A 24410-nucleotide genomic window follows, 5' to 3' on the forward strand; every position below is an offset into this window, starting at 1 on the left:
GGTATGCATCGCGTCGGATGGGCGCTGCTCACGCTCCTGTGCTTTGTGCAATCGCCGGGGTTGACCGCCGCTGATACCAAGCACGATCTCGCCGCGAACCCGGCCCGGTTTCTCGCCGGCGCACTGTCCGCGTGGTCGGACACGTTTCCGCTCGGCCAGGTGCAAAACCAAGCGTACGGCTACCTGTTCCCGCAGGGTTTGTTTTTCCTGCTTACAGACCCACTTCCGGATTGGGTCGCGCAACGCCTGTGGTGGTCGCTCACCCTGTGCATCGGCTGGTCGGGGTTTCTGAAGCTGGCGGAAACGCTGGATACCGGCACACCGCTGGCTCGGGCGTGCGGCGCCGCGGCGTTTGTGCTTTCCCCGCACACGCTGACCACGCTCGGCGCGATCTCTTCGGAAACGTGGCCTTCCATGCTGGCTCCGTGGGTTGTGGTCGGGGTTTTGGGCCGCAACCCGTGGGTGTCCACCCTGGCGGTGGCGTGCATGGGCGCGGTGAACGCGACGGCGACGGTGGCGGCGTGCGTCCCGGCCGCGGTGGTTGCGCTGTGGCAGCGCCGGTTCTGGGTGTGGATCCCATGGGCCCTGGTAAGCATCTGGTGGCTGGTTCCGCTATTTGTGCTCGGGAAATACGCCCCGCCGTTTACGGATTACATAGAAAACGCCGCCGTGACCACTCGCTGGCTGAATCTTACGGAGGTGCTACGCGGCACCACCAGCTGGACGCCGTATGTATCCACGGAGCGCATCGCCGGGCATCAGCTGGTGGTGTCTGCGGAGTGGGCGCTGATCACGTGCGCCGTCGCGGGTTTGGGCATGTTCGGCTTGCGTCGCATTCACCCGGTGTGGCGCACGATGTTTTTGCTGGGGGTGCTGATCCTGGCGGGCAGCGTCCATGCCTCCACATTGTTGGATGGCCCGCTGGTGGCGCTGCGGAATATTCATAAGTTCGATGTGGTGTTGCGGTTGCCGTTGTGCCTAGGCATTGCGGCGTTGCCGTTGGCGGTTCGTTGGGCTACGCGTCGCGACGCCGCGCTTTCCGTGTCCGTGCTGTGCATCGCCGTGTCCCTCGCCCCGGGGTTTCGCCTGCTTCCGGAGGGTTCTTACCCCAGGGTTCCGGAGTATTGGCGGCAGGCCGCCGCGTGGCTTAATCAGAATGCTCAGCACACGCGCACCATGATTCTGCCGTCCGCGCAATTTGCCCGCTTTACCTGGGGCAATACACGCGACGAACCGTTGCAGCCGCTTCTCGACGTCCCGTGGGTGGTGCGCGACGCCATCCCACTCGTTCCACCCGAGGCCATCCGCGGGTTAGACGGCATCGATAGCGTTTCGGATCCTTTTGCCGCCGCCCGCCGGTTGGGCGTGGGCATCGTGGTGATCCGAAAGGATTTGCTAGGCAAGCACGAATTGCCGGATTACCAGGACCACGAGGTGCACGAGTTCGACGAGGTGGACATCGTGGTGCTCGACCGCGACGCCGATATGATGGTCACCGATACCGCCCCCACAAAGGTGGCCGGGGGCGGCGAGATCCTCGCCCTTCTCGATCAAATTGGCGGCTACCAACCCCGCGAACTGGTGTCCGAAAACGCGGAGATCGTCACGGACACCCCCATGCACGTGGAGCGCAATTTCGGCCGCGTCGACGGCAACGTATCCGCGCCGCTACCCAAAGAAGCCCAGGTCCGGGACTACGAATCCGCCGGGCCCCGCACCGTCCTAGAGACCTCCGGGCCAAAGATCACCGCATCATCCGCGGGCGACAGTATCCACCAGCTGGGGTGGGCAGACCCGGCACGGTCGGTGAGCGCGGCCGTCGATAAGCAGGAGAGCACGGCGTGGTTCCCGGTGGGGAAAGGGTGGATCGCGCTGCACGGCGAATTCCGCGACCCCGTGGTGAAATTGCGTGGTACGCGGCGCATGGAAGTGATCGTCAACGGCAAGGCGGAAATCTTGCGCGCCGGCGAAACGGAGCATATCCAGCTGCTCGGCGATATCTCCACGGTGCGTGTAGACGTCGCCTACGGCGGCATCGCGGAGTTCAGCATCGCGGGCGAGGAAACCACCCACCGCGTGGTGGTGCCGGACACCTCCCCCGATGTTCAGCAATTCGTGTTCCAGCGGATTTTTGTCCCCACCGGCATGTTGCTGCGCCGTTTTACCGCCCCGCGCGACATGGAGGTGCGCCTGGAATGCGAATACCCGATCACCCTCGACCGCGCCGAACACGAGTGCGGATCCACGATCCGTTTGCAGCGCGGCAAACACGATTTAGCCACGCACAGCGAGTGGGTAAGCCTGACCACGCCCGGCTTTTCGCCCAGCCCAGGACCGCGGCTATTGGTCACCGGCCGCGCCTTTAACCCCGGCATGCGCGCCTACCTCGGGGACGCTGAACTCACCCCCACGCGTATCGACGCCGCCACCCAAGCGTTCGAACTCCCCCGCGGCGATGCGAGCGACGTGCGCTTCGAGTTTGCGGGCGATAGACCGTACCGTTATGGCCTGATCGGCGGCGGCGTCGCGGCCCTATCGGTGCTTGCGGGGCTTAGGTATCGGCGACGTCCACTCGCACTGCCAACCATACCTTGGCGACATAGTAGCTGGTTATGGGTGTTTTCCGCAGTGGTGTCCGGGGTAGCCGCGGGTCCCGTCGGGGCGGTGTCCGCCGTGGCAGGCTCACTATCCCGCAACCGCTACTTCACGCTCGTAGGTATTGGTATGGCGGGACTCTGGTTGGCGCATGCTCCATGGCCCGAGCTGGGCTACGCCGGTGACCGGGGTTTCCTGGCTTGGGCATGTTGTGTGTCCTTAGGGGCGCTCACCCCGGCTCACCTTCCCGCTTGGAAGTTCCGCTGGCCGCGGCGGCGTTAACGCTTAAGCGGAACAGCGATATCAATATCGTCTTTCCAGCAAGATCGCGTAATTCCCTTTTCTTCGGCCGATTTATATGTCGGGGAAAGACAACTCCAGCCGTCTTCGGTTTCTAGGCTCATCGTGTTACCAGTGCCTTGTGCTGCAGAGATATCTACATAGTGATCCATGACTTTGATTGCGTCCTCACAACTGATATCTCCCGACCAAATCTCAATTTCCTCTCCGTGCCGAGACTTGCCGCACTTGATGGCCTTTGCCTTCATCTGGGTAGTGGGTACCTCGGCCTGGGTGGTGGGGCTAATGGGATAGCTCGGCGGCACCCATTCCACAACACGACTGTCTGTGCTAATCAACCGCTGCGGGCCTGTAATCACGAACCAACCGCCAGCAGCCGAACATCCGAACTCGGACTCTGATGAAGCGACGCAAGTCACGTCACCTAATGTGACTTTTTCACCAGGGTTGAGCTGCGCCTCTGCCGAGCGTATGCCTTCCATAAAATAGTACGAAACACCATCGGCTTGCGCCGTCACCGACGTTGGCCGACCGCTGAATGGCATGGCGGTAATGTCGGGAACATCGGCAGGCGGGGTACCCCCACACATTGCGGTCTGCTCGGTAAGGATACATGTGCCCTCGCTGCCGCCGGTGGAGTATTTGAGCATTGTACTGCCATCAATATCGAATTTTTCGATATCTACCTCGGTGAAACCAGACTTCTTTTGCGAGCTTGCCGTACCAACCGGCTGCGCTTCTTGGCTATCCGTTTCAACTTCAGCGCCACACGCGGTAAGCAAAACCGCCGATGTAACAACGAGAAACCTTCGCACTTTCATCACTGGTCAGTGCACCCCTAACGGAAATAGATATAGACACTTCTTCCTAGCTGTCTAGCACACTATCGCCTCAGGTGAGGGCGGTTATATGAAAGCGCTTTCCTGGCTTAACTCATTTCGGGGCTATCGGCGAAAGATAGTTCACAGCGCGTACCAGATCAGACCGATAGCCGCTGAACCGAACCTCAAGCCGCGGCCGTGGTATTGCAGCGCATCGGTCGGCACCGCCACGCCGAGCCCCGGATCCACCGATGCGGCGGGTTGTACTGCGGCTCGATCAGCGCCGCGCCGTTGGCTGATCCACACCACCGCAACGATCGTGGCTATCGCACCCATCACCGGATGCGTGTAACCCCACGCTAGGTGCACCGCAATCGCGGCGATACAACCATGGATCAGCAATACCACCGATGGCACCACACTGCGGACACCCAATTGTGAAAGATCCGCCGCTCGGTAAAAACCGGCCCCCAAGATTGCCCACGCAAGAACAAACAACAGCGCAACCTTGCTGTCGAGATGTGCGGTGGCCACGACCAGCAACAGCTGAATGGCAAACAAGACCAATAGGTAGGAGCGTCGTGCCACTCGACGGCAGAAAAGCACCCAGGTATTGGCGGTTGGCGCCGCATAGTTGGCTTTGGGATTTCGGCGCAGCCAGGTGGCTGCCAGCCCAGCCGAAGTGTTGGCGGCATCATATAGTGTCCACAACCCTGTGGTGACCAACCTCGTTTTGCCGGCTTGAAGCAGGCCCGGCAACCTGAGCTTCCAACGGACCCCGCACAGTACGCGAAAGCTGCAACTGGTCGCCGACCCCAGCAGCGGCAGCCCGATGGTCGCGCCGAGAAGCAACCCCACGATGGCGAATACGGCGACCTGTATCCACGTTTCGCTATCCACCACATGCAACACTCGTAATGGCCGATCGTAATACACCCATCGGGGTTCCGGTTCCGCGAGCAGCGGCAACATCCCTTCCGCTAGCCACGCGCTCAAGCCCATCGCAAGCACGAGGGCGCCGGCCGCCACCAGTGTGGGTAGCCCCTGGGAAGGCATTGGTAGATGCGCGGTCAGCCAGCTTGCCGCGCCAAATACGATGCCAATCGCCAACGCTAGGGCGACTAGGAGGTACAGCGCATCCAGGGTTTTTGCAATGATCGTGCTCATGAGAGGGTGACCACTTCATCGCCCGCTGCCCGCACTTCATCGGAGTGCGTGGCCACCAATACGGCCGCCCCTCGGTCCGCGCGGGCACGTAGTTCGCCGCACAAAAAGGCACACCATTCGGTGTCGAGATGACGTTCGGGTTCGTCCATCACTAGGACAGGCTCGGTGCCGTTCAGGTGCGCGGCAAGGAAGACGCGTTGCCGCTGGCCGCTGCTTATCCACGCTGGCATGCTGGCCACCAATGCTTCCAGACCCCAATGCTGCACGACGTCTTCGTAATCAAACGTCCCATGCGAGGCCAAGAGTTTCAGGTGTTCGCCAACCGTAAGGTCGGGGAGAAACACCGGATCTGCCACCCGCGCAACGCTGCCGGCGCCAGCCCGGCTTGCGGGGTCAGTATCCCCGATGCGCACTGTGCCCGTGACCGGCTCCAATTCTCCGGCGATCGTTTGGAGCAAGGTAGACTTCCCGGCGCCGTTTGGCCCCGCGATCACATACACCTTCCCGCGGTGAAAGGGGCGCCGCATTTCCCCGAGTGCGACACCCCTATGTCCAAACGTGCAATCAACCTGAATATCACCTTCCATGGCGTCGAGTTTACGTGCTATTGGCGCACCGCCTCCGGGCGCAGCCTCGCCCACAGGGTCGTGGGCAACCGCAGCTTTCTACCAGGTTGTTCCACCAAAAGGTAGCTCGCGGCGGAAACCGGGATGGTCAATGCGATGGTGAGCAACACGACCGGCCAGAAGCTGCCATCGAAATGCCGGATCCCCAGAATTGGGAACGAAAAAGACAACACCGCGAGGTGCCAAAGGAAAAAGGAATAGGACCATAGCCCGAGGGTTTCCAGGCTTTTGGGCACCCACCAGCCGGGGGCAAGCGCATAGGGCAGCACCACGCAGGCGGCGAAGGCGGTTCCGGCGATAACCCGCAGCTGGAATTGCAAGGGCGTGGGATGGATAAGCCCCGGCGGGCCGTACCAGGGTTGGGCCGCCACCCAAAGGATAAGGATTGCCAGCCCCGCCCATAACGATCGGATCTGCAAAATTCTTTTCACCCGCGGTGAAGGCTCGCGATGCCGGAGAAATTCGGCGCCGAGAATACCCACGCAAAACCAGGGCAGGAACGCCGGCGGCCAGATTTGCATGTTCACGATTTCCACGGATTGCACCGGCGGTAACCACGCCCAGCCGAGGCTCAATACGGATAGGCCGAGCACCTTCTTCCAGCCGAGGCGGTATAACGCAGGCAACGCCAAATAGAACACAACTTCGACGCACAAAGACCATAGGTGCGTAAGGCCCGGATGCAGGGTGTGGGGAACATATATTTGAGTGAAAGTGAAGTTCGCCAGGATGGTAATCAACGAAGCCCCGTACGCCTCCGGCAACACCAAAAACACAACGAACACAACGGCGAGGTATGCGGGGAGGATGCGGGAGGCGCGGCGTCGATAATAGCCGGGAGGTTGCGGGCGCCACAGCAGGAACGCGGAGAGCGCAAAAAACACGGGCACAAAGAAATCGAACCGTTCCACGACGGGCATGGAGGTGCCGGTTTGAAAGGCGGCGTGGGTAAACACAATGCCCATGGCCGCCACGGCGCGCAATGCCTGAAGCTGAGGGTTGTAGGATTGAGGAGCCCGCATTCCCCGAAGTTTAGAGGAACCGCATGTCCTATCGCACGATCGCCGTTGGCGCGCTGATCCTGGGCACCCTCGCATTCGCGCCAGCGGTTGTGCACCAGGTGTATAGCTCCGAACCGGTCATGCATTCGGTACTTGTGGGGCCGCAAGGCGAGCTGGAAACCAGCATCACCCTGGGCGAACCCAGCAAACGGGGGCGGATGAAGCTTGAGGTGACGCGCTCGGACGGCACCTCCAAAACCGTGGAATTGCAAAAAGCGAACGCATACCCGGTTGCTGGCGGCGGATTAGAATACATGTTCCCCACGAATACCGAGCGGCGTTCGTACCCCTGGGCGGACGAGGACCCAGTGGACTACGTGGACGCGGAATTTATCAACGGCGTCAAGGTGTACAAGTTTGCCAACCAGGAAACCGCGGTATGGGTGGAGCCGAAATCGGGGACGCTGGTGGACCTGCACACCCACGGCGCGCGCTGGGACGAGCACACGAAAGCCCAGCAATGGGCGGTGGCCATGCCACATATCCGCGTGCTGAAAATACTCGACGTGACCAGGTATTTCGGGTTTATTCTCGGCGGGCTATTGGTATTTCTCGGCGTGGTACGCCACATGCGCTCATGAGGCTCCCGCCGCGCCTGATTACCGCCCTCGCATTCCTCCTCCCCTGCCTGCTGTTGTTCCCGCTGCTATTGCCGGGGCAATTGATCCACCGCGACATGGTGGTGCTGGACTACCCGGCGCTTTCATTGGGCGCGTTTGGGTTCGGCGACCTGCCCGCCCGCAACGCCCCGCAGGATGGCGCGCTGGCCGTGCTGGGGGCAGTGCTTCCGGCCTCCTGGGTGGCGCGCGCGGCAATCCTTGGCGCGGCGGCCTGGGGCTGCTTTCACCTGCGCAAACACCCGGCTGCGATGGTGTTATTGCTGATCAATCCGTTTGTGGTGGAGCGCCTGCTGCAGGGGCAATGGTCGCTGGTGATTGCGGCGTGGGTGCTGCCGATTGTGGCCAACCCGAAGGCGGGCGCGCAGCGCTACCTAGCGTTGTGGGCGTGCTCGCTCACCCCCACGGGTGCGGTGATTGGGCTGGTCACCGGCGTTGTGGCGGGCATGCACCGGCTGCGCCGGTTGCTATTCGGCGTTTTGTGCGCATTACCGTGGATTGTTCCTTCGCTCACCCATTCGCAAACCCCGGTCGCGGGCGCACAGGTGTTCGCGGCGCGGGCGGAGGGCCTGGTAGGTACGCTAGGCGCGCTCGCCGGGCTCGGCGGAATCTGGAACACTCATGCGGTCCCCCCGTCCCGCCACGCGGGATTTGCGCTCGCCGGGATCGCCCTGTTTGCGTTCTTGCTCACCGCCTACGCGAAGGTGCAAAAACGCTTGCTCGCCTTGGCCGCGGCGGGGTTTGTGCTGGCCACGCTGGGTTGGCTGGCGCCGGCGTTTCTCGAACACCTGATGCAATTGCCGGGCGGCGGGCTACTTCGCGATGGCCAAAAATGGATCCTCCTCGCCCTCCCGGCTTACCTAGCCCTTGCTAAACATGTTCGACCAGCATGGTTGCTGGTTTCGCTCACATTACTGCAGGTCCCGGACGCGCCTTCCGCATTGTGGGCGCTGCGTCCCACCACCGCACAGGTGGCCAGTTACGGCCACGGCGAGGACGTGCTATTCACGGATTTGCCGGGCACCCTAGACCCCCGCACCAAGGCCTCCCCCAGCGTCGAGTCGGGCGAACTGATTGTCGATGGCCAGCGTATCGACGCCCCCTCCTCCCGTTACACCGCAGCCCTCCAAGCGTGGCAGCGCCGCGACGTGGCCACCTTGCAAAACCTAAAAGTGGGCCTGGTAGTAGACCAAGATAAGGTGACGGAAATCCCCAATGTCGCGCCGCGCCGCGGTTGGCCCTGGTGGACCGGCCTGGGCCTTAGCGTGGGCTGGTTACTCCTTCCAGCAATTCCGCTACTGCCCGCCCTGTGGCGGTCCACGAGAAGTCGCTGGCGTCGATCGGAAGCCCCGGCGGAGCGTTGAGATACGCCGCGGTCAGCCGGATGAGTTCGGCCTTATTATTGGCCAACGCCCCCAGCTGCACGCTGTCCTGCAACCCGCCTGAGCTGCGATAACCTATGGTGGGCACGCCGTGAAGCGCGGCTTCGGTCACCGCTAGGCCCCAGCCCTCTTTGCGGGAGGGCATAAGGTGTACTTTGGCGCGGTCGAGCAGCGCGTGCTTGTGCTCCTCCGTGACCTGCCCGTGAAACACCACGCGGTCCGCCACCCCAAGGTCGTGGGCGTAGGCGTGGAGTTTCGACGCCCACCACCCCGAGCCGATCACGTCAAGTACCACGTCCGGCAACGCGGCAACGACATCCATCGCATGTTCGATTTGTTTATGGGGCACTAGGCGGGACAGAGTGACTATATGGGTGCCTTCGTGCGGCAGCGGGGTGAACTCTGGTACCGGATCCACCCCGTTGCGGATCACGGTAATGTCGCGCACGCCGAGGCTTTCCAATTCGCGGCGGCTGGCCTCCGAGACCGTGATATAACGGCAGCCGCGATGCACGCGGGGGCTCACCTTGGATTCCAGAAACCACCCGATTTTGGCCAGGATTTTGCCCGCTACCGGCCATTGTTCCTTGTGGCAGTGGTGGGTAAGGATCACGGTCGGCGCGCCGGAGAAGATCCGGGCGAAAAACGGGATGCCGTTTTGGGTATCCACCACCACGTCGGTGCCGCTCAGGTCGCCAAAGCCGAACCTGCCGCACAGCATGGCGAGCCAAGCGCGCGGGTATACCGTGAATTTGCCGCCGCCGCGGATAAAGAAGATGCCGTCGCGATATTCGCTACCTCGACCAGCTGTGCGGTATACAACTTGGTGACCTTGCTGGGCGAGATAGCTGCCCACGCGCTCCAGATAGCGTTCGCTACCACCACCTTGTGGGTGAGTGGTGTCGCGCCAACACATTAGAACAATTTTCATACCGGACCCAGCCTATACAATCCCCTATCATGCGCCACTTTGCCACCCTGCGTCGTTCTCTTGGGCTCCTCGCATCCTTTCCTGATGAACAGCGCGACCCCGATCGTTTTTACACCAACCTCGCCGAGGACACTGCGGAACTCATCGCGCTTTTTGCGCCCGTGGCGGGAGACCGCATCCTAGACGTTGGCGGTGGCCCCGGGTTTTTCGACGCCGCGTTTGCTCACCGTGGGGCGTGGTACCTCGGCGTGGATCCGTTTGAAAAGTCGCAGGTTCGAGCCTCCGGCCACGCCCTCCCCTTCGCCGACAATACATTCGATATCACATATTCGTCCAACGTTGTCGAGCACGTCGCCAATCCTTGGGACATGTGTTCGGAAATGCTGCGGGTAACGCGCCCGGGCGGGGTGGCGATCATTAGCTACACCATCTGGTTGGGCCCCTTCGGCGGCCACGAAACGGGACTGTGGCAACACTATGTAGGCGGGGAATTCGCCCGCGATCGCTATACCCGCCTGCACGGACACCCACCGAAAAACTCCTTTGGCACCTCACTCTTTAATGTGTCTTGCGCCGAGGGCCTGCGCTGGGCGCGGGGCGTGCGGGATGCGCAAGTGATCAAGGTCTTCCCGCGCTATCACCCCTGGTGGGCGTGGTGGCTGGTCCATGTCCCGCTGCTGCGGGAATTCCTGGTAAGCAACCTTGTGGTGGTGCTGAAAAAATCCCCCATCGCGCACTGCGCAACGGGGGATCTTACCGCCATACTATGAAGCGTCGGCGATGCGCTTCTTCAGCGCTTCAAATTCTTCAAGCACCTCGGCGGGGACCTTCGGGCCGAGCTTAGCCAGCCAAGCCTCGTTGTCCTCGACGTCGGAAGCCCATTGCTCGGCGGGAGCGCTGAGCGCCTCGCGGACGTCGTCAAGCGGAGTGTCCAAGCCGGTCAGGTCGAGGTCTTCGACGCGCGCGGTGTAGCCGGCGACGGTCTCCTCAGCGCCGACCCGCCCTTCGATGCGGTCGACGATCCACTTGAGCACGCGGCTGTTGTCGCCGAAACCGGGCCACAGGAAGCGGCCGTCCTCGCCACGGCGGAACCAGTTCACCAGGAATACCTCGGGCATCTTGTCGCCGCCCTTGACACCCATGTCAATCCAGTGCTGCAGGTAATCACCGGCGTTGTAGCCGATAAAGGGCAGCATGGCCATCGGGTCATGGCGCAGGGAGCCAACCTTGGCCTCTGCGGAAGCCGCGGTCTGGCCGGAGGCGAGCAACGCGCCGATCATGGTGGCATGGCTCCAAGAATGCGCCTGGGTGACCAGCGGCACGGTGTCGGCGCGGCGACCACCGAACAGGATTGCGGAGATCGGCACGCCCGCCGGATCGTTGAACTCGGGTGCCGCAACTGGGCACTGCGAGATCGGCACGCAGTAGCGGGAGTTCGGGTGGGAGGATGGCTCGTCGGATTCCGGCGTCCAATCGCGGCCCTTCCAGTCGATCAGGTGCTGCGGCTCACCTTCCAGGCCTTCCCACCACACGTCACCATCGTCGGTCAGCGCCACGTTGGTGAAGATGGAGTTGCCCGGTTCCATGGTGTACATGGCGTTCGGGTTGGAGGAGTAGTTGGTGCCCGGTGCCACACCGAAGAAACCGTTCTCCGGGTTCACGGCGTACAGGCGGCCGTCCTCACCGAAGTGCATCCAGGCGATATCATCGCCGACAACCTCGGCGGACCAGCCCTCGATGGTGGGCTGCAGCATCGCCAGGTTGGTCTTGCCACATGCGGACGGGAACGCCGCCGCAATGTAGTAGCTCTTCTTTTCGGGCGAGGTGAGCTTCAGGATGAGCATGTGCTCGGCCATCCAGCCCTCGTCCTTGGCCATAATGGAGGCGATACGCAGGGCGTAGCACTTCTTGGCCAAGATCGCATTGCCGCCGTAGCCGGAGCCATAGGACCAGATCTCGCGGGTTTCGGGGAATTGCGTGATGTACTTGGTGTCATTGCACGGCCACGGCACGTCTTCCTGGCCGGGCTCCAGCGGGTAGCCGACCGAGTGCAGGCAGTGCACAAAGTCGCCGTTTTCGCCGATCTTATCCAGGGCTTCCTTGCCCATGCGGGTCATAATGCGCATGGACATCACCACATAGGCGGAGTCCGTTAGCTGAACGCCCAGCTTGGGTTCCGGATCGGTAATCGGCCCCATGCAGAACGGCACCACATACATGGTGCGGCCCTTCATGCAGCCGCGGTAGTGTTCCGTCATTTCCGCCTTCATCTTGGCGGGGTCTGCCCAGTTATTGGTGGGGCCGGCACCTTCTTCGGTTTCGGAACAAATAAAGGTGCGGGTTTCTACACGAGCAACGTCCGAGGGGTTGGAACGAGCAAGGAAGCTATTGGGCTTCTTTTCCTCGTTCAGTTTGATGAAGGTACCGGCTTCAACGAGTTCAGCGCCTAGACGGTCCCACTCCTCGCTCGAGCCGTCGGCGAATACCACGGCCTCCGGCTGGAACAGCTCGACAGCGTCGGCGATCCATGCGAGCATTGCTTCGTTCTTGGTGGGAACGGGACCTACAAGACCCTTGATTTCCGGTGCGGACATTAGCTCTCCTGACTTAAAAGTCGTCCGACAGACTTAACACCACCCACAATAACGTTGTTCCACAGGCTTCGTCTTTGGCTTCAGTGAGAAACACACCACATTGAGGTAAAACCACACCCAAATCTAAGGAAATAGCACGTGCACAAGGGGTTTTTCTGAGAGAGACACTAGGAAATTACCCCCACGGGGTTGATTTCCATGCGTTTGCCAACATCGAAACCCACGAACGGAAGCCCGCACCATCCCGGTTTTCCCCATCTGACCATTCAGTGTAGCGTGAGTGCTACCTATTGTTGGTGTTATCCCTTTCTGACCCCCGCGCCGTATTGAGTTCCTACAGACATACGGGGCACAATAGTGCAGATGTCTCATACTGATAATTCCCTCAACACCGCTACCGGCGAGCTGCCAGCCGGCCGCCCCTTGCAGTCCACGTTTGATGATGGCTTGGACTACCCGCGCCTCGGCAGCGTGAGCTTCCGCCGCGGCACATTGACCTCCGGCCAGGCCACACTGTGGGAGGAGCACTGGCCACAGCTGGGGCGCATCCTCGCTGATGAGCGTATCGACGTCGCGGCATGGTTCGGGCGCTCCGGCCACCCGACGATCGTGGAGATCGGTTCCGGCACCGGAACTTCCACCGCGGCAATGGCCCCGTTGGAGCCCGAAACCAATATCATCGCAGTAGAGTTATATAAACCAGGGCTGGCAAAGCTCTTAGGTGCGGTAGTGCGAAACGGCATCACCAATATCCGAATGGTGCGCGGTGACGGCGTGGAAGTGCTCAACCGGATGTTCGAGCCGGAATCCCTGGATGGTATTCGCGTGTTCTTCCCGGACCCCTGGCCCAAGGCGCGGCATCATAAGCGGCGCATCATTCAATCCGGAACGCTGCGCTTGTTTGCCTCGCGGCTGCGTCCGGGGGGTGTGCTGCATGTGGCCACGGACCACGCCGAGTATGCCGAATGGATCAGCGAATTGATCCATGTGGAGCCGCACTTGGAGTGGATGGGCTGGCCGTGGGACGAGTGCCCGCAGCTGACGGACCGCCAAGTGATTACCAAGTTTGAAGGAAAAGGCTTAGACAAGAACCATGTTATTACCGAGTTCCTCTGGCGAAAGAAGCCTTAAATGTCTGAAAATGCATTTGTAACCCACACTTACGGCCCCAGCGACAGCCCGGGCCCGCCGAACCTGCTGCTGGTTTGGGACGCTCCGAACCTCGATATGGGCTTAGGCGCCATTATCGGCGGCCGCCCCACCACGGTGCATCGTCCGCGTTTTGATGCGGTGGGCCGCTGGTTATTGGACGAGGCCGCCGCCCTAGGCGAGCACATCGTCCCGGAGGCAACGGTGTTTACCAATGTCACCCCCGGTGGGGCGGATGCGATTCGCCCCTGGGTGGAAGCGTTGCGCAATGTGGGTTTTGCGGTGTTTGCAAAACCCAAGCTCACGGAGGAATCCGATGTGGATCCGGATATGTTGGAGCATATTCGGCGCCGGCACGCCGAGGGTTCTTTGCAGGGCCTTATTGTTGCAAGTGCGGATGGCCAGAATTTCCGCGAAACGTTAGAAGAGCTTGCTGTCGATATACCCGTTAGGGTTTTAGGCTTCCATGAGCACTCGGCATGGGCCGTGGCATCAGAGAACATTAAGTTCACGGATCTTGAAGATATTCCCGGCGTATTCCGTGAGCCGTTGCCGCGTATCAGCCTGGATTCGCTGCCGGAGGGTGGCGCTTGGCTGCAACCGTTCCGTCCGCTGTCTGCCCTGCTGTCTGGGAGGAAGGACTTGTAACGCATGTTTCTTGCGTGGGGGCGCTTCGCCTACCGCTTTCGTCACATCGTGCCGTTTGTGATTATCGGGCTGATCGTGGCCCTATATCTCCTCGCCGGCACGAAGCTCGGCGAACGTATGAGCCAGGAAGGCTGGGATGATCCCGGTTCTTCCTCGACGCGTGCTGCGCAAATCGAGCAGGAAGTGTTTGGGCGCGATAACAGAGGCGATGTGCTGTTATTGGTTACGGCCGAGTCGGTGGATGATCCCGCCACCTACGCGGCCGTGGGCAAGCATTTGCAGTCCTTGCAGGCAGATCACCCGGATGAGATAGCCCAGATAGATAGTTATTTCGCCACTCCCACCGGCCGCCTGACCACCGAGGACCGGCGCATGGCCTTTGCCACGATCGGCCTGAAGGGCGAGGGCGAGGATGTGCTGAAGAATTTCCGCAAGGTGGAGGCGGACCTTACCGACGTTGATTTGCCCGACGGCACCATGATTGAAGTTGCGGGTTCCACGGCGATTGCCGACGCCCTGGACGAGGGCATGGCGGGCGACATCAAGCGCGCCGAACTATACGCCCTCCCCGCGGTGGCGTTGCTTTTGCTCTTTGTGTTCGGTTCTTTCGTGGCGTCGACAATGCCGCTGATCGTGGGCGTGCTTTCCATTTTGGGTTCACTGGGGGTGTTATCGCTGCTGGCCACGCAGACGCAGGTGAATGTGTTTGCGCAATCGGTGGTCACGCTGCTGGGGTTGGGCCTGGCCATCGATTACGGTTTGTTTATGGTGTCCCGCTTCCGCGAGGAATTGGATTCCGGGGCGCCGGTGAATAGAGCCGTGGCCACCACCACCGCCACGGCCGGGACCACGGTGGTGTTTTCGGCGGGCATGGTGGCGGTGGCGCTCTCGGGGCTGTTGCTGTTCCCGCAGGCGTTTTTGAAATCGGTGGCCTATGGCGCGATTAGCGCGGTGGGCTTGGCCGCGCTGCTTTCCATTACTGTTTTGCCCTCGCTGTTTGGCCTGCTGGGAACGAACATCGATAAGGGCATGATCCGCAAACCGAAGAACCGGAGTTCGGATTGGGAAGACACAATTTGGGCGCGCATCCCCACCTGGGCGATGAAGCACGCCAAAAAGGTGACCTTCCTGGGCGTGGCGCTGCTGGTGTTTTTGACCCTGCCGCTGTTCGGCGTGAAGTTCGGCGGCATCAATGAGACGTATCTGCCGCCGTCGAATGAGGTGCGGGTGGCGCAGGAGAAGTTTGATGAGAACTTCCCGATCCGCACCGAACCGATCAAATTGGTCATTACCGGCGCCGACGAGCAGGGCGTGGTGTCGATCTACCAGCAGGCCAGCGCCATCGAGGGTTTGACCGGCGTGTTTGGCGCCAGCCGCCCCACCAAGGAGGGCACTACGGTGCTGTCCACGGGCATTGCGAACCGCGCCGACTATGGCCGCGTGGTCAATGAGCTGCGCAAGATCGAGGCCCCGGACAACGTGACTATTTATATAGGTGGCACCCCGGCGCTGGAGGTGGAGTCCATCGAGGCGTTATTGAGTACCTTGCCGTGGATGTCGTTATATATTGTTGCGGCGACATTTGTGCTCATGGCCTTGGTGTTTGGCTCGATAATCCTGCCCGCCAAGGCCGTGATCATGACGATCCTGGGGTTGGGCACCACCCTCGGCGTGCTCACCATGATCTTTGTGGACGGCCTCGGCTCGGGCATCCTCGGGTTTACCGCCGGCCCCCTCATGAGCCCGGTGCTGGTGCTTATCATGGCGATCGTGTACGGCCTATCCACGGACTACGAGGTGTTCCTGGTATCCCGCATGGTGGAATCCAGAAACCGCGGCTCCAGCACGGACACGGCGATTAGGTACGGCACCGCCCACACCGGCGGCATTATCACCGCCGCCGCGGTGATCATGATCGTGGTGTGCGGCGCCTTCGGCTTCTCCAATATCGTGATGATGAAGTACATCGCCTTCGGCATGATCGTGGCCTTGTTCCTCGATGCCACGCTGATCCGCATGTTGCTCGTGCCCGCCGTGATGCACCTGCTGCGTGACGATAACTGGTGGGCACCCGCCCCGATCCAGCGCGCCGCGGAACTCCTAGGCCACGGCGGCCCGCCCACGGCGCGTGAGGTGAAAGAGGTGCCGATGCCGCGCGCCGTCGATACGCAAGAGGAGTTACCCCTCCACAGCGCCGCAATCGACGACGATGATACCGCCATGCGCGGTGGCCGCAACTCCCGCGACGATGCCGAACTTATCCCGTTCAGCGTATTAATGGCCCGCCACGGGGAGGGGAGATCATAGCCCGCACCCTGCGCCGCCTGCTGCCGATTATCCTGATCGTCGCCGCACTATGGTTTTTCCGCGGCGAACTCGACCCCGCGGCCGCACTCGCACATCTGCGCGACGCCGCGGTGATGCCCCTGATCCTCGCGGCCCTGTGCGCGGTGGCCTCGCTCGTGGCCATGGCGGAAGTTATGCGCGTCTTGCTCGCCGCCGGCGGCACCCACGTTACCCTGCGGCAAACCACCGCCCTCACCTTCGCAGCGAACGCGTTTTCTACCAGCTTTCCGGGCGGCGCCGCAATATCCACGGTGATGCAATTCCAGGTGATGCGACGGTGGAAAGCCAGCCCCCTGCTGATCTCGTGGTTTATCGTGTTTTCCGGCGCGCTATCCACCATGTGGCTGATCGCCCTGAGCGTCGGCGCCGTAACTTTCCAGCCGGGTTCCATGCTGGCACCGCTCGTGGGTTTGGCGGCGTTGGCCGGCGCGATGTGGTGGGCCACCAATCACCCCGAGCCGGTGGCGCGCTTCGTTCGCGTCGCCTTACCGCTGGTGCTTCGGGCGGCGCGTCGAGTGATGCTGCGGCTCGGCCCATTGCGGCACCGCGCGCCCGTGGTCGATGCCAGCGTAGACACCGTAACCACACATATTTACCAATTGGAGGCGGTGCGGCTGACCAAGTCCCGCTTCGGCTGGGCCGCGTGCTGTTCCCTGTGCAATTGGCTTTTCGACGCCGCGACCCTCGGCCTTACCCTATGGGCCGTCACCGACGTGGCACCTGCGCCGGGCGCCATCCTCTTGACGTTTATCACCGCAAAGATCGTCGGCTCGACGAACCTCACGCCGGGTGGGTTGGGGCCGGTCGAGGGGGCGCTGGTAGGCACCCTGATTGCCACCGGGGTGCACAGCCCAGACGCGTTGGGGGCGGTGATCCTGTATCGCTTGATCTCGCTGGCCATGATCACGGCGCTCGGGTGGGTGGTATATGCGTTCAGCCCATGGCGTTCCATGGCCGCCCGGGCGGAGTAAAGTCCAAGGCATGACACTCGCCCTAGATTTGCTGGCTATCGCGATTTTCGGGCTCCTTGCCAGAGCCGCGCACCAGACGCCAGATATGCCCTTTACTTTCCTTGGTTGGTTGGATACCACGTGGCCGTTCGCCCTTGGGGTCCTGCTGGCCCACGCCTTGTTGCGGGTGGCTAGCCTGCGCCGTGCCGTGGTGGTGTGGCTGACCACCGTGATCGTCGGATTGGGGATTTGGGGCATCCGCCACCAGGCGTTCCCGCATTGGTCGTTTATTATCGTGGCGTCTTCGATGTCCGCGCTGCTGCTCTTCGGCTGGCGCGGGATTGCCAAATTGATGCGCCGCGCGAAATAGGAAAGCACCCGCACCGGTGTGGGTGGCGGGTGCTTATGCGGACTTATATGGCGTCCGTGGGGGGTTGTTACCTGTTCAGAGCCTGCAGAAGGTTGAACCACACGACACCGAGGGTGCCAAACACGTCACCGAATACGTCGAGCGCTGCGCTCAGCTGAGTCAAGTCACCCTGGGTAGCAACATCAGTATCTTTCATGATCACCTTAGTCTCGTGGGAAATTCTTACATTCGGTTGATCGCTCATTGCGTATCGAGCGTTACCTCACACCAAGAATCTATATTCCACAGGTCCCAGCCGCAACTTAGGGGCCTAGCTGAAAAGGTATAAATTCACACAGGGTCACATCGGCATAATGGTGTGCTTCTTGGGGATCACGGGCTCGCGCTTGGTCTCCAATTGCCGCAACGCCTGCCGCAGGGCAACGCGGGTCTGGTTCGGTTCGATCATCGCGTCGATATACCCACGCTCCGCCGCCACATACGGGCTGGTCATGTTTTCATCGTAGAAATCCATAAAGATCTTCTTTAGGTATTCCCGCTGCTCCGGCGGGGCGGCGGCAAGCTGCCGGCCTTGGATCATCACCGCGGCGGCGGCGGCACCCATCACGGCCACCTGCGCGGTGGGCCACGCTAGGTTAATGTCGCCGGTCAGATTCTTGGAACCCATCACGGCGTACGCGCCACCATATGCCTTGCGCACGATCAGCGAGATCTTGGGCACGGTGGCCTCCACCACGGAAAAGCCAAGCTTGGCACCGCGGTGGATCAGGCCGACCTTTTCCTGCTGCACGCCGGGCAGATAGCCCGGGGTATCCACCACGAAAATCAGGGGGACATTGTAGGCGTCGCAAATGCGGATAAACCTGGCGGCCTTATCCGCGGCATCCGCATCAATGCAGCCGGCATAAAACAGCGGTTGGTTGGCTACCACGCCCACCGAGCGGCCGTCGATACGCGAAAACGCGGTAATGATGTTCGGGGCGTAGTCGGGCTGCACCTCCAGCACATCATCGTTATCAAAAATGCGCGTAAGCAGGTCCATCATGTCGTAGGCGGTATTAGTGTCATCCAACATGAAATGGTCCAACGCGAGGTCGCGTTCGGTGGGCTCGTCGGACTCCGCCCAAAACACCGGACTCGGCTCGTCGCAGGAGGACGGCAGGTGGTCCAACAGGTCGTGGACATAGGCAAAGGCCTCTTCCTCCGACTCCGCCACATAGGACACATTGCCGTTCAGCGCCTGCTCGTGCGCGCCGCCGAGCTCCGCGGAGGTAATCACCTCGCCGGTCACCTCGCGGATCACGTCGGGGCCGGTCACATACATCTCCGCCCGGCCCTCCACGGCCACCACAAAGTCCGTGGTCACCGGGGCGTATACGGCGCCACCGGCGGATTTGCCCATCATGATGGAAATCTGCGGGCTGCGGCCGGACAGCGGCAATTGGCGGCGGGCGATCTCCGAATACATGGCCAGCGAGGTGACGGCGTCCTGAATGCGGGCGCCGCCGGAGTCTTGGATGCCAATGACGGGGCAGCCGATCTTGATGGCCATATCCATGACCTCGCACACCTTGCGCCCAAAGGTCACGCCGACGGATCCGCCGTACACCGTTTTATCGTGCGCATACACCGCCACTGGTCGACCATCTATGCGACCGTAGCCGGTGACCACACCGTCACCGTATGGGGCGTCCGGTTCGTCGGGGGTTCGCCCCAACGCGCCGATTTCTACGAAGGATCCGGGATCAAGGAGGCGTTCGATGCGCTGGCGCGGGGTGGTGAGGCCGGCAGCATCGCGCTTTGCCCGGGCACGCTCGCTGCCAGGATCTTGCGCCTTGGCAAGCCTGGCGCGCAAGTCAGCGAGCTTTTCTGCCGTTGTCATTCCTTAGTTTCCTTCTTGACCAGCCTCGATTTCAGTGAGGCGGCGGCTAAGGTGTGCGCCGACCGTTCCGATCTCAGGCTCGTCCACGATAGCGAGGTGGTCACCTCGAAGCTGGATAATGTCTAACTGTTTCACGATAGCGGACCATCCACCGTCAGCGTGAATGCGGGCGTACCGAGGCTCCAGCTCGATCGCACCGTCGTGCATCCGCTCCGCCCGAAACAGCATGACGGGGGCCTCCACATCGGCCCAGTTCTCCAGCCGCACTCGGTCAAGAATACGATTGTCCACAAAGCTTGCGCGCTGGTGTTCTAACACGCCCGCGGACAGCCCTTCCGTCTGCGTATCCGCATTGGCTAGGAACTCGGCCATCATGGTCAGCAGCGCATCCTCGCCCGCGGTTTCCAGCAGCTCGTACGGAACCGGGAAGTCCAGGTTGTAGGTCTTCTTGGCAAAGGCGGAGTAGCGTTCCCAGCGCGCCCGGGTTTCCTCGGGGGTATCCGGCACGGCCTCGGCGGGCTGCACCGTATCCAGCAAGGCGATCAGGGCGACATCCACATCGCTGTGCACCAATTGATGCGCAACCTCGTACGCAAGGGCGCCGCCGAAGCTCCAGCCGCCCAGCACCACCGGGTGGCCGTCGGCGTAGCTGCGGATCTCATCAAGGTAGGCGGCGGCGCGTTCCGCCAGCGTGCCCTCCAACCGCTCCACGCCATAGACCGGTACGTCTTCTGGCAGGCGTCGCATGAGCGGCTGGTACACCACGGAGGAACCGCCCGCCGGATGGAACAGGAATACGGCCGGCTTGGTAGATCCTGCGGGGCGGGCGCGCAGCACGCGGATATTGCCCTCCACCTCGGTCTCTAGGCCTTCGCGCACGATATTGGCCAGCGCCTCCAGCGTCTCCACTTCGCGTACCTGTTCGACGGTAACGGTGATGCCGCCGCGATCGGTCAGGCGTTCCGCGATGGCCTCCGCATGTTCGTCGCTCAGTTCGGGCAGTTCGGTGGTCACGCCCGCGACGGCGGCCCCAGTGATTCCCGCCCAGGTGGCAAAGACGAGGCGTTCCGAGGCGTCACGCGGTGCCACACCCACCGCGGCGCTTTTCGACGCCGCCTTCTCCGGCGCCTCCACCTCCGGCTCGCCCTTGCCCGCAACAAGGTCCTCCACTTGGCGCACCACATCGGCCACGGAGGCGTCTCGCAACGCCTGCACCTGCAGCGGCGGGATTTGGAAATCGTGTTCGATGCGGTTCTTGATGCGCATGCCCATCAGGGAATCCAGCCCGAGATCGATCAGCGGCAATTCACCCGGCAGATCGTCGATGTCATAGCCCATGGATTCCGAAACGATCGAACGCATGCGCTGCTCCACGGTTTCCCCGGAATCGGGGTCCCAGTGCAGCGCCTCGATTTCCACATCAAGCTCGGTAAACCTCGGGGCCGCCGGCTGCTCCTGCTTCGCCGCCGGAGCCGGAATGCCGCCGCCGATGGCGGCAAAACCCTCCGCCACCAGCGAGGTAGCATCCCCCATCACGCGATGCACCGTCACGGAAACGCCGCCAAGGCTGCGATGCGCCACCGTGGTGAGGTCGCCGGAAGGCGGCAACGGGGCGTGCTCCTCCACCGCAACAACGTGGGCTTCGGGCAGGACGGCGACTGCCGCGGCGTCGATAAGCGCCTCAGCGGAAGGCACCTGCTCGGCGAGCGCGCTAAACGCCACGGAACCATCGGGCAGGTTCACGCGATGCCCCGGCAAGGACACGTTTTGGGAGGAAGGCCGCGCGGCAGTCCAATACCGCTGGCGCTTCCACGTCACCCCCGGCGTCTCCGCGCGGACCCCGGAGCCCACCAGCAAATCCAGGTTAATGGGCTGGCCCACCACATACAGCTTGGCCAGCAGGTCACGCAGCGAATCGGAGGGCGAAACCTTGCGCTTAAGCGTATACAGCAGCTGCGCGTCGCCCTTGCCCACCGAAAACGCGGTGTTCATCATGCCCATGAGCGCCACCGGGTTCGGGCTGACCTCCACAAGCATGTCGTGGCCGGCCGCGAACGCCGCCGTCGTGGCCTCAAGGAACCACACGGAACCGCGGGTGCAGCGCAACCAATAATCGGAATCGTGCACCACGGAACCCGCCGGGTACACCACGCCCTTATCCACCGAACTAAACAGCGGTATCCGCAACGGTTGGGCTTCGATCCCGGCGGTTTCTGCGGCCAGCTCGCCGAGCAGCGGATCCACGGCGCTGGTGTGGCCCGCGCCCTTCACATTAAGCAGCCGCGCAAACTTCTGTTCGGCCTCCAGCTTGGCCACCAGCTTCACCACGGCCTCGCGCGGACCGCCGATCGTGGTCATGCCCGGGCCCGCGTATACGGCCGGTTCGATGCCCTCGTATTCGGGGTTTTCCGCGATAAACGCGTCGAGGTCGGCGGCGGCGAATTCCACCACGGCCATGGCGCCGAGCTGATCCTCCGGCAGGGAGTTTTCGCCCTCGCCCATCAGCCGGGAGCGGTGGCAGGCCACCCGCATGGCGTCCTGCGCGCTCAGCCCGCCCGCCGCGTACGCCGCGGCGATTTCGCCCATGGACATGCCCAACACGGCCGCCGGGCGGGCGCCAAAGTGTGCGAGCAGGTCGGTGAGCGCGATCTGGATCGCGGTGATGCCTACCTGCGCGGTCTCGGTATTGTACGTTTGTTCGTCATCCTCGATGATCTCGAGCAGCGACCAGCCGGATTCCAGCTGGATCTCCATATCGAGTTCCGTCAGGCGCTCCCGGAAGAATTTCGAGGTATGCAGCAGCTCCTTGGCCATCTTGCGGTGCTGCGCGCCAAAGCCGGAATACACGAACACAGGCCCATGCGCGGGCGGGGCGTCCGCTACCTGAATCCCGGCGCTCTTCTTGCCTTCCGCAACGATACGCAGGCGTTTTATCGCCTCCTCCACGCTGCTCGCGGTAACCATTGCGCGCGACCTACCGTGGTTGTGCCGCGCCAAGGACCGCGCCACCTGGGCTAGGTCCGCGCCGCCCTCAAGGTAGTCCGCCAAGTCCGCCGCCGCTTGTCGACGCCGCGACGGCAACAGCCCGCTGACCGGCAACAGGTATTGCTCGGCATCCAGCTCCGCATCCCAGGTTGCGGCCTTATGTTCGTATTCTGCGGGGTCGAATTCCGCGATCACGGCGTGGCCATTGGTGCCGCCGAAACCAAATCCGGATACACCCGCGATGGCGCGGCCCGAATACTTGGGCCATTCGCGGGGATCCTCCACGATCTCCAGCCGCTCCGCATCGAAATCGATATACGGATTGGGGCCCGAATAGTTGATCGAAGGCGGCAGGACGCCGCGATTCAGGGATTGCACCACCTTGATCAGGCCCGCAGCACCGGCGGCGGATTCCGTATGCCCGAAATTGGTCTTGGCGCTGCCCAGCAGCAGCGGCTCGGTGGCGGGGCGGCCGCGGCCCAATACCTGGCCGAGCGCCGAAGCCTCGATCGGGTCGCCGAGAATGGTGCCGGTGCCGTGCGCCTCCACATAATCCACCGTATGCGGATCGATGCCCGCATCCCGGTAGGCGCGCTCGAGGACCGCGATCTGCGCCTCGGGGTTCGGGGCCGTCAAACCATTGGAGCGACCGTCGGAATTCACGGCGGTGCCCTTGATCACGGCGTAGATGGTGTCGCCGGCGGCCAGCGCGTCGTCGACACGCTTCAGTACCACGAGCCCGGCGCCGTCGGAACGGACAAAGCCGTCAGCGTCGTCGGAAAACGCGTGAATCCTGCCGGTGGGGCTGAGCACGCCCAGCTCCCCAAAACCGGTGGTGGCAAAGGGGCTCGCCAAAATGTTCACGCCACCGGCGAGCGCAATATCTGCGTCCCCCGCCCGCAGGGCACGCACCGCATGATGCACGCTCACCAGGGACGAAGAACACGCCGTATCAATGCTTACGGAAGGCCCACGGAAATCAAAGGCGTACGAAACCCGGTTCGGGATAATCGAACTCGCCGTACCCGTCAATGCGTACGGGTGCGCCTCGGCGGGATCGGAGGCGATCATCAACCCGTAATCGTTGCTTGACGATCCGACATACACGCCCACGTTTTCCCCGCGCAGCGAATTCGCCGGGATATGCGCCTGCTCGAGGGCCTCCCACGCCAATTCGAGGATAACCCGCTGCTGCGGGTCCATATTCGCAGCCTCCAGCGGGGACAAGCCGAAAAACTCGGCGTCAAAGCTAGCGATGTCCTCTAAATAGCCGCCGGTGGTGGGGACGGCCGCCATCTTGGCCACCATAATGTCATCGGCGGCGTACTCGGACCAGCGGCCCTCCGGGGGCTCGGACATGGCGTCGCGGCCGGTAACAAGGAGCTCCCAGAACTCCTCAATATTCAGCGCTTTTGGATAGCGCGCCGCCATGCCGACGATGGCGATATCGTGGGTGCCGGGCGAATCCGAAACCACCGTAAATTGCGGGCTCTCCGACCTCTTCGGTTGCCGCGACGGGCCTTCGATCAGCCGCAAACTCAGCGCGGCGATCGAGGGGAACTCGTAGGCGATGGTGGCGTCTAATTGGACGTCTAGGAGGTTTTCCAACTCCCCTGAAAGGATGACAACGTCGCGTGAAGACAACCCAAATGTTTCCATTGGTTTGTCGTCCGAGATCTCCCCTTCGGGTAAGCCTGTAGCGGTAGCCACCCATGCCCGCAGCCAAGCTTTGAGCTCTGCCACGGTCATTTGACGTCGATCCATCACAACACCTTTACAGTTCTATGAGTAAGTTCTAACCCCTCAAGGCTACCCGCCGTGCACAGCAAGAATCTCTTAACCCAGGCATGTTGAAACCCTAAGTCGAATCATCGCAGTTCAACGGGCCTCGTAAATTCTCAGGGTAACAGACTCATCGTTTCCCCACGGTATTCTGTTACAAAGCCGATACAGCACTCAGAAAACCTAGCGCGGCACCCGCACCCA

At 62.1% G+C, this 24410-nt stretch carries 18 protein-coding genes; 9 read left to right on the forward strand and 9 right to left on the reverse strand.

Going from position 1 to position 24410, the window contains the following annotated elements; genetic code table 11:
- Positions 1-3: 3 nt before the first annotated feature.
- The gene (locus tag CCANI_RS12730; RefSeq protein ID WP_146324064.1) at positions 4-2877 is read left to right on the forward strand and encodes an alpha-(1->3)-arabinofuranosyltransferase domain-containing protein; all 2874 of its coding nucleotides are present in this window, start codon (positions 4-6) and stop codon (positions 2875-2877) included.
- On the opposite strand, the gene CCANI_RS12735 is transcribed toward CCANI_RS12730, so the two are convergent.
- From CCANI_RS12735 to CCANI_RS12750, 4 genes are all read right to left on the reverse strand, one after another.
- Positions 2874-3719 (reverse strand): hypothetical protein, encoded by an 846-nt coding sequence (locus tag CCANI_RS12735; protein WP_146324065.1) that lies wholly within the window; start codon positions 3717-3719, stop codon positions 2874-2876. The genes CCANI_RS12730 and CCANI_RS12735 overlap by 4 nt on opposite strands.
- Before the next feature lie 138 nt (positions 3720-3857).
- Positions 3858-4883: a hypothetical protein gene (locus tag CCANI_RS12740; protein WP_146324066.1), complete on the reverse strand. Its 1026-nt coding sequence runs from the start codon at positions 4881-4883 to the stop codon at positions 3858-3860.
- Positions 4880-5470 carry an ABC transporter ATP-binding protein gene (locus CCANI_RS12745; RefSeq protein WP_146324067.1) on the reverse strand — a complete coding sequence of 197 codons (591 nt, stop codon included), beginning with the start codon at positions 5468-5470 and terminating at the stop codon, positions 4880-4882. Before CCANI_RS12745 ends, CCANI_RS12740 begins: the two co-directional genes overlap by 4 nt.
- 17 nt (positions 5471-5487) lie before the next feature.
- On the reverse strand, positions 5488-6531 hold the full coding sequence (locus CCANI_RS12750; protein ID WP_146324068.1) for an acyltransferase family protein: 1044 nt from the start codon (positions 6529-6531) through the stop codon (positions 5488-5490).
- A 23-nt stretch (positions 6532-6554) separates the two neighbouring features.
- Between CCANI_RS12750 and CCANI_RS12755 the strand changes: the two genes are divergently transcribed.
- On the forward strand, positions 6555-7151 hold the full coding sequence (locus CCANI_RS12755) for a porin PorA family protein (protein ID WP_146324069.1): 597 nt from the start codon (positions 6555-6557) through the stop codon (positions 7149-7151).
- Positions 7148-8551 (forward strand): MmpA family trehalose lipid delivery protein, encoded by a 1404-nt coding sequence (locus CCANI_RS12760; protein WP_186750192.1) that lies wholly within the window; start codon positions 7148-7150, stop codon positions 8549-8551. The genes CCANI_RS12755 and CCANI_RS12760 overlap by 4 nt, the downstream gene beginning before the upstream one ends.
- Here the strand turns inward: CCANI_RS12760 and CCANI_RS12765 are convergent.
- On the reverse strand, positions 8448-9500 hold the full coding sequence (locus tag CCANI_RS12765; RefSeq protein WP_146324070.1) for a glycosyltransferase family 4 protein: 1053 nt from the start codon (positions 9498-9500) through the stop codon (positions 8448-8450). The two genes, CCANI_RS12760 and CCANI_RS12765, sit on opposite strands and share 104 nt — an antisense overlap.
- A gap of 29 nt (positions 9501-9529) precedes the next feature.
- Between CCANI_RS12765 and CCANI_RS12770 the strand changes: the two genes are divergently transcribed.
- The gene (locus tag CCANI_RS12770; protein WP_146324071.1) at positions 9530-10270 is read left to right on the forward strand and encodes a class I SAM-dependent methyltransferase; all 741 of its coding nucleotides are present in this window, start codon (positions 9530-9532) and stop codon (positions 10268-10270) included.
- On the opposite strand, the gene CCANI_RS12775 is transcribed toward CCANI_RS12770, so the two are convergent.
- Positions 10265-12094, reverse strand: coding sequence for a phosphoenolpyruvate carboxykinase (GTP) (locus CCANI_RS12775; RefSeq protein WP_146324072.1), 1830 nt, complete (start codon positions 12092-12094; stop codon positions 10265-10267). The genes CCANI_RS12770 and CCANI_RS12775 overlap by 6 nt on opposite strands.
- Positions 12095-12457: 363 nt before the next feature.
- On the opposite strand from CCANI_RS12775, the gene trmB reads away from it, so the two are divergent.
- From trmB to CCANI_RS12800, 5 genes are read left to right on the forward strand one after another with little or no spacing between them, the layout of a single operon-like run.
- Positions 12458-13225: a tRNA (guanosine(46)-N7)-methyltransferase TrmB gene (gene trmB / locus CCANI_RS12780; protein WP_146324073.1), complete on the forward strand. Its 768-nt coding sequence runs from the start codon at positions 12458-12460 to the stop codon at positions 13223-13225.
- Entirely contained in the window at positions 13226-13891 is a 666-nt protein-coding gene (locus CCANI_RS12785) for an NYN domain-containing protein (RefSeq protein ID WP_146324074.1), read from the forward strand. It abuts the gene before it with no gap.
- A 3-nt stretch (positions 13892-13894) separates the two neighbouring features.
- A complete protein-coding gene (locus tag CCANI_RS12790) occupies positions 13895-16198 on the forward strand; it encodes an MMPL family transporter (protein WP_146324075.1) in 2304 nt (767 codons plus the stop codon).
- Between the two features lie 35 nt (positions 16199-16233).
- Positions 16234-17208 (forward strand): lysylphosphatidylglycerol synthase transmembrane domain-containing protein, encoded by a 975-nt coding sequence (locus tag CCANI_RS12795; protein ID WP_246118196.1) that lies wholly within the window; start codon positions 16234-16236, stop codon positions 17206-17208.
- Between the two features lie 10 nt (positions 17209-17218).
- The gene (locus CCANI_RS12800) at positions 17219-17557 is read left to right on the forward strand and encodes a DUF3054 domain-containing protein (protein ID WP_146324077.1); all 339 of its coding nucleotides are present in this window, start codon (positions 17219-17221) and stop codon (positions 17555-17557) included.
- Between the two features lie 67 nt (positions 17558-17624).
- Here CCANI_RS12800 and CCANI_RS12805 read toward each other — a convergent pair whose 3' ends face one another.
- The 3 genes from CCANI_RS12805 to pks13 form a co-directional block, all read right to left on the reverse strand.
- Positions 17625-17753: a hypothetical protein gene (locus tag CCANI_RS12805; RefSeq protein WP_281284992.1), complete on the reverse strand. Its 129-nt coding sequence runs from the start codon at positions 17751-17753 to the stop codon at positions 17625-17627.
- A gap of 144 nt (positions 17754-17897) precedes the next feature.
- Positions 17898-19439 (reverse strand): acyl-CoA carboxylase subunit beta, encoded by a 1542-nt coding sequence (locus tag CCANI_RS12810; RefSeq protein WP_146324078.1) that lies wholly within the window; start codon positions 19437-19439, stop codon positions 17898-17900.
- 3 nt (positions 19440-19442) lie between these two features.
- Positions 19443-24188, reverse strand: coding sequence for a polyketide synthase Pks13 (gene pks13 / locus CCANI_RS12815; RefSeq protein ID WP_146324079.1), 4746 nt, complete (start codon positions 24186-24188; stop codon positions 19443-19445).
- Positions 24189-24410 lie beyond the last annotated feature (222 nt).

This window comes from Corynebacterium canis, assembly GCF_030408595.1.
GTDB lineage: Bacteria > Actinomycetota > Actinomycetes > Mycobacteriales > Mycobacteriaceae > Corynebacterium > Corynebacterium canis.